The following is a 5236-nucleotide window of genomic DNA, read 5'->3' as shown; positions in this document are numbered from 1 at the left end:
GACACCATGTTCGCGCAGATGCGCGGCCGGACCCACGCCCGACAGCATCAACAGCTTCGGCGTGTTGATAGAGCTGGCCGCCAGCACGACTTCCGAGCTCGCCCGGACCACCTCGATCTGGCCCTTGCGCTTGATCTCGACGCCGACGGCCTTCTTGCCATCGAAGACCACGCGCCGCGCCAGACCGCGGACGATCCGCAGCTTGCCGGTCTTGAGCGCCGGGCGCAGATAGGCATTGGCCGCCGACCAGCGCCGCCCCTTGTAGATCGTGGCCTCCATCGGCCCGAAGCCTTCCTGCTGCTGGCCGTTGTAATCCTCGGTCACCGGGTAGCCCGCCGCCTTGCCCGCCGCGACGAAAGCGTCGAACAGCGGGTTGGCGCGCGGCCCGCGCGTCACATGCAGCGGCCCCGAACGGCCGCGCCACTCGGTCTCTTCGCCGCCATGCCAATGCTCCATCCGCTTGTAATAGGGCAGCACGTCGGCATAGCCCCAGCCGGTCGCGCCGCTTTCCTCCCAATGGTCGAAATCGCGCGCGTGGCCCCGGACATAGACCATGCCGTTGATGCTCGACGAGCCGCCCAGCACCTTGCCGCGCGGGGTCGCCAGACGCCGACCGCCCAGATGCTCTTCAGGTTCCGACTGAAAGCCCCAGTCGTAGATCCCCATATTCATCGGATAGCTCAGCGCGCCGGGCATCTGGATGAACGGCCCCGCATCCGAGCCGCCATGCTCGATCACCACGACGTCGCGGCCCGCTTCCACGAGCCGATACGCCAGCGCCGAGCCACCCGAGCCCGCGCCTACGATCACAAATTCTGCCGAAACACTCATATCTTCCCCTTGGCGGAAATATCCCGGGGGCGCCGGTTGGTGCGCCATCGGTCCGAGGACCAACCGGCGACGGGCAGCGCCCCCAGCCTCCCCAAATTCGAACTCAGTAAGGGCTCTCGACCGGCCCCATGCCGACATAGACGGATTTGAGCTGCGTATAATGCTCCACCGCCGCGCGCGAATTCTCGCGCCCGAAGCCCGATTGCTTGACCGCGCCGAAGGGCATCTCCACCGGCGTCAGGTTATAGGCGTTGATCCATGTCGTGCCCGCCTGCAGCTGGCTGACGACGCGGTGGCCGCGCGCCAGATCGCCGGTAAACACACCCGCGGCGAGGCCGAACTGCGTGTCGTTGGCCCGCGCGATCGCCTCTTCCTCGGTCTCGAAATCCAGCACCGACATGACGGGGCCGAAGATTTCTTCCCGCGCAATGGTCATGTCGTCGGTGACATCGGCGAAGACCGTGGGCTGCACGAAGAGCGGCCCCTCGTTGCCCGCAGAGCCGCCGCAGACCAGCCGCGCGCCCTCGGATTTCGCGCTTTCGACATACGACATCACCTTGTCGAACTGCGCCTTCGAGATCAGCGGACCGAACTGCGTTTCCTCATCCAGCGGATCGCCCGCGACGATGGTCTCCGTGCGCTCTTTCAGACGGGCGAGGAATTTTTCCTTGATGCCCTTCTGCACGAAGACCCGCGTCCCGTTGGAACAGATCTGCCCCGAGGAATAGAAATTCCCCAGCATCGCCGCCCCGATCGCGCTTTCGATATCGGCGTCGTCGAACACGATCATCGGGGATTTGCCGCCCAGTTCCATAGTGACGTGCTTCATGCCCGCCGAAGCCGCCTGATAGACCTTCGCACCCGTCGGCACCGAACCCGTCAGCGAGACTTTCGCGATGCGCGGATCGGTGGACAGCGCCGCCCCCACCGGGCCGAAGCCCTGCACCACGTTGAAGATACCCGCGGGCATCCCGGCTTCGATGAAGATCTCGGCGAGCTTCAGCGCGCCCAGCGGCGTCATCTCGGAGGGTTTGAACACCATCGCGTTGCCGGTCGACAGCGCGGGCGCGGATTTCCAGCAGGCGATCTGGCTGGGATAGTTCCACGCGCCGATTCCTGCGCAGACGCCCAGCGGCTCGCGGATCGTATAGGCGAAATCGCCGCCCAGCGGCATCGTCTCGCCGGTCAGCGTCGGCGCGAGACCTGCGAAATATTCCAGCGCCTCGGCGCCCGAGGGCCAGTCGGCCTCGCGGGTTTCCTGAATCGGCTTGCCGGTGTCGAGGGTTTCCAGCAGCGCCAGCTCCTCGGCGCGCTCGCGGATGATCGCGACGGCACGGGTCAGGATGCGACCGCGCTCGACCGGGCGCAGTGCGGCCCAGTCCTTCTGCGCCTCAACTGCCCCGGAAATCGCGGCGTCGATCACCGCAGGCGTCGCGGCATGCAGCTTGGCGATCACCTCGCCGGTGCCGGGATAGGTGACGATCAGCTCGTCGCCATCGGTATCTTCCATCCAGTCGCCATTGACGAAATGGCTCGCTTTCGGCTGTGCCCTCATTGGTGGACCTCCAATTCTTTTTCCAGATGCGCCAGCACCAGATTGCAGGCGGCCTCCCGGTCGGGATCGCCCGCGACCAGCGCCGCGCGGATGTAGACGCCGTCGATCAGCGCGCCCAAACCCTCGGCCACGGAGCCCGCCCGGTCGCCGACCAGCGGGCGCAGCCCGTGCACGAGATTCGAGCGCAGACGGCGCTGATAGATATGCAGCAGGCGCCGCGCATCGGCGCTCGACTGCGCGAGCACGTAGAAGTTCAGCCACGCGGCAATCGCCTCGTGCCGGAACGAGCCCGCCGCGAAAGAGCCCATCACAACTGCGCGAACACGCTCGTGCGGGGTCTGTGCCATCGCCATCGCACCGCGCACTTCCGCGCCGTAGATCGACAGGATCGAGCGCATCGCGGCGAGGAAAATCCGGTCTTTCGACCCGAAATAATGGTGCGCCAGCGCCGAGGACATACCTGCGCGCCGGGCGATCTGCGCGACCGTCACGTCGAGCGATCCCGCCTCGCCCACTGTCTCAATAGTCGCTTTGACCAAGGCAGCGCGCCGTATAGGCTCTGCTCCAAGCTTCGGCATGTTCGGCCTCCTTCCGGGTGGCTTGCTTGCATGTCGAGCTAGAACATGTTTATTGACTCGTCAATCAACAACCGCATCCCGCGGTTTTTCTTAACGCTGCACAGGGAGAAAAAAGCATGAAACTTCGTTCCACGCTCCTCGCAATGGGGGCTGCGCTCTCGCTCGGGCTGGCAGGCACCGCGCCCGCACAGGCCGCCGATTGCTCGAAAGTGACCTTCTCCGATGTCGGCTGGACCGACATCACCTCGACCACCGCGGTCGCGACCACGATCCTCGAAGCGCTCGGCTACGAGACCGACACCAAGGTGCTCTCGGTTCCGGTGACCTACGAGGCGCTGTCGAAAGGCGATGTCGACGTGTTCCTCGGCAACTGGATGCCCTCGATGGCCGCCAACGTGGATCCCTACACCAAGGACGGCACGGTCGAGACGCTCGGCACCAACCTGACCGGCGCGAAATACACGCTCGCGACCAACGCCGCCGGTGCCAAGGCCGGCATCAAGGACTTCTCCGACATCGCCAAGCACGCCGACGAGCTGGACAACCAGATCTACGGCATCGAGCCGGGCAATGACGGCAACGCGCTGATCCTCGACATGATCGACAAGGACGCCTTCGGCCTGAAGGACTTCGACCTGAAGGAAAGCTCCGAGCAGGGCATGCTCGCGCAGGTCGCGCGCGCGGACAAAGCCGACAAGCCGATCATCTTCCTCGCGTGGGAGCCCCACCCGATGAACTCCAACTTCGACATCACCTACCTGTCGGGCGGCGATGACTTCTTCGGCCCCGATTACGGTGGTGCGACGGTCATGACCAATGTCCGTGCGGGCTATGTCGACGAATGCCCGAACCCGGGCAAGTTCGTCTCCAACCTGAAGTTCACCCTCGGGATGGAAAACGAGATCATGGGCAAGATCCTCGACGAGGGCGATGATCCCAAGGACGCCGCGAAGGCTTGGCTCAAGGCCAACCCCGACGCTTGGAAAGCATGGCTCGACGGTGTGACCACGAAGGATGGCGGCGACGCGCAGGCAGCGGTCGAGAAAGCGCTGAACTCGTGAGCCTTCGGGCGAAATATTCGCGCGGGCGACAGGGCATGCCCCTCCGCCCCCGCTTCCCCTCGGTCCGCGCCCTCACCGGCGCGGCCCTTCTCTTCGCGGGGATGATCGCAGCGCCCCTCACCCCGGCGCGCGCCGCCGATTGCCCGGACGCCGGGGCCCTGCACGCGGCGGGCGTCACGCTCACCCGCAACACCCCGAAAATGGCGCAGGCCTATCGCTACGAGAACGGCACGCTGACCTCCTACCGGGTCGACGATCCCGAACTCGGCCGGCCGCCCAAGCGCGAGCGCTACGACCATCCGCTGGCGGTGAGCCTGCAGGAAATGGACGGGCGCAGCTTCGCGCTCATCTATGACGACGACCCCGCGCGCCTCGACCAACTGCCGCAACTGGGCAACTGGCGCACCCCGGTGAGCCTGAAAGTCGACGGCGAGACCAAGGATCGCGGCACCATCTCCTACGCCTATCGCGGCACCGGCTCGGTGCAGATCGGCGCGTGCCGCTACGATGTCTGGCAGGTCGTCGAACGGATCGCGATGGGCAAGCTGCGCACCGCCTTCCTCAAGGAATTTTCCCCCAAGGCCGGGCTGGTCCTGCGCGTCACCAAGCTCGACCCCGAAACCGGCAAGGCGCAATCGCAAGTCGCCTTCGACCGCATCGAGACGCGCCAGAAATAACAAACCGCAAGGACAGCTATGAACTGGTTGACCGATACCAAAATCCCCGTGGGCAAGACGGCCAAGATCGTGATCGACTGGCTGCAGGACCACGCCGCACCGCTCTTCGACGCGCTCTCCGTCGCGTTGAAAGCGCTGATCGACGCAACGCTCTGGGTGCTGCAAGGCCCCCCGCCCCTTCTCGTGATCCTCGCCTTCGCGGTGATCGCCTACCTGCTGCAACGCAGCTGGAAGATTTCGCTCCTGGTGATCGTGGGCTTCCTGTTCATCCTCAATCAGGACTACTGGGAGGAAACCACCGAGAGCCTCACCCTCGTGATCGCCGCCTGCGTGGTCTGCATGGGCATCGGCGTACCGATCGGCATCGCCGCCGCCCACCGTCCGCGCCTGTATTCGGTGCTGCAGCCGGTCTTGGACCTGATGCAGACGCTGCCGGCCTTCGTCTACCTGATCCCGGCCATCGTCTTCTTCGGCATCGGCATGGTGCCGGGCCTGATCGCCGGCATTTACCAACGCGACGAGCTCGCCATCGAC

At 65.3% G+C, this 5236-nt stretch carries 5 protein-coding genes and 1 pseudogene; 3 read left to right on the top strand and 3 right to left on the bottom strand.

Annotated features, from left to right (window positions below; genetic code table 11):
* The 3 genes from B3D39_RS19505 to betI all read right to left on the bottom strand — a co-directional run.
* Positions 1 to 831 (bottom strand): GMC family oxidoreductase N-terminal domain-containing protein (locus B3D39_RS19505; protein ID WP_286789990.1); only part of this gene is annotated, 831 nt, incomplete at its 3' end.
* A gap of 103 nt (positions 832 to 934) precedes the next feature.
* Positions 935 to 2386, bottom strand: a complete 1452-nt coding sequence (gene betB, locus B3D39_RS19500) for a betaine-aldehyde dehydrogenase (RefSeq protein WP_286789989.1) — start codon at positions 2384 to 2386, stop codon at positions 935 to 937.
* Positions 2383 to 2964: a choline-binding transcriptional repressor BetI gene (gene betI, locus B3D39_RS19495; RefSeq protein ID WP_274961701.1), complete on the bottom strand. Its 582-nt coding sequence runs from the start codon at positions 2962 to 2964 to the stop codon at positions 2383 to 2385. The genes betB and betI overlap by 4 nt, the downstream gene beginning before the upstream one ends.
* Positions 2965 to 3080: 116 nt before the next feature.
* Between betI and B3D39_RS19490 the strand changes: the two genes are divergently transcribed.
* The 3 genes and pseudogenes from B3D39_RS19490 to B3D39_RS19480 form a co-directional block, all read left to right on the top strand.
* Positions 3081 to 4025: a choline ABC transporter substrate-binding protein gene (locus B3D39_RS19490; protein ID WP_274961700.1), complete on the top strand. Its 945-nt coding sequence runs from the start codon at positions 3081 to 3083 to the stop codon at positions 4023 to 4025.
* Positions 4026 to 4060: 35 nt separating this feature from the next.
* The gene (locus B3D39_RS19485; RefSeq protein WP_274961699.1) at positions 4061 to 4702 is read left to right on the top strand and encodes a hypothetical protein; all 642 of its coding nucleotides are present in this window, start codon (positions 4061 to 4063) and stop codon (positions 4700 to 4702) included.
* Between the two features lie 18 nt (positions 4703 to 4720).
* Positions 4721 to 5236 (top strand): annotated as a pseudogene (locus tag B3D39_RS19480) (choline ABC transporter permease subunit); the annotation flags it as partial.

This window comes from Thioclava sp. UBA3469, assembly GCF_002378135.1.
Lineage (GTDB): Bacteria > Pseudomonadota > Alphaproteobacteria > Rhodobacterales > Rhodobacteraceae > Thioclava > Thioclava sediminum.
Note: the sequence above shows the minus strand (reverse complement) of the source record. Positions and strands in the feature narration are given on the sequence as shown.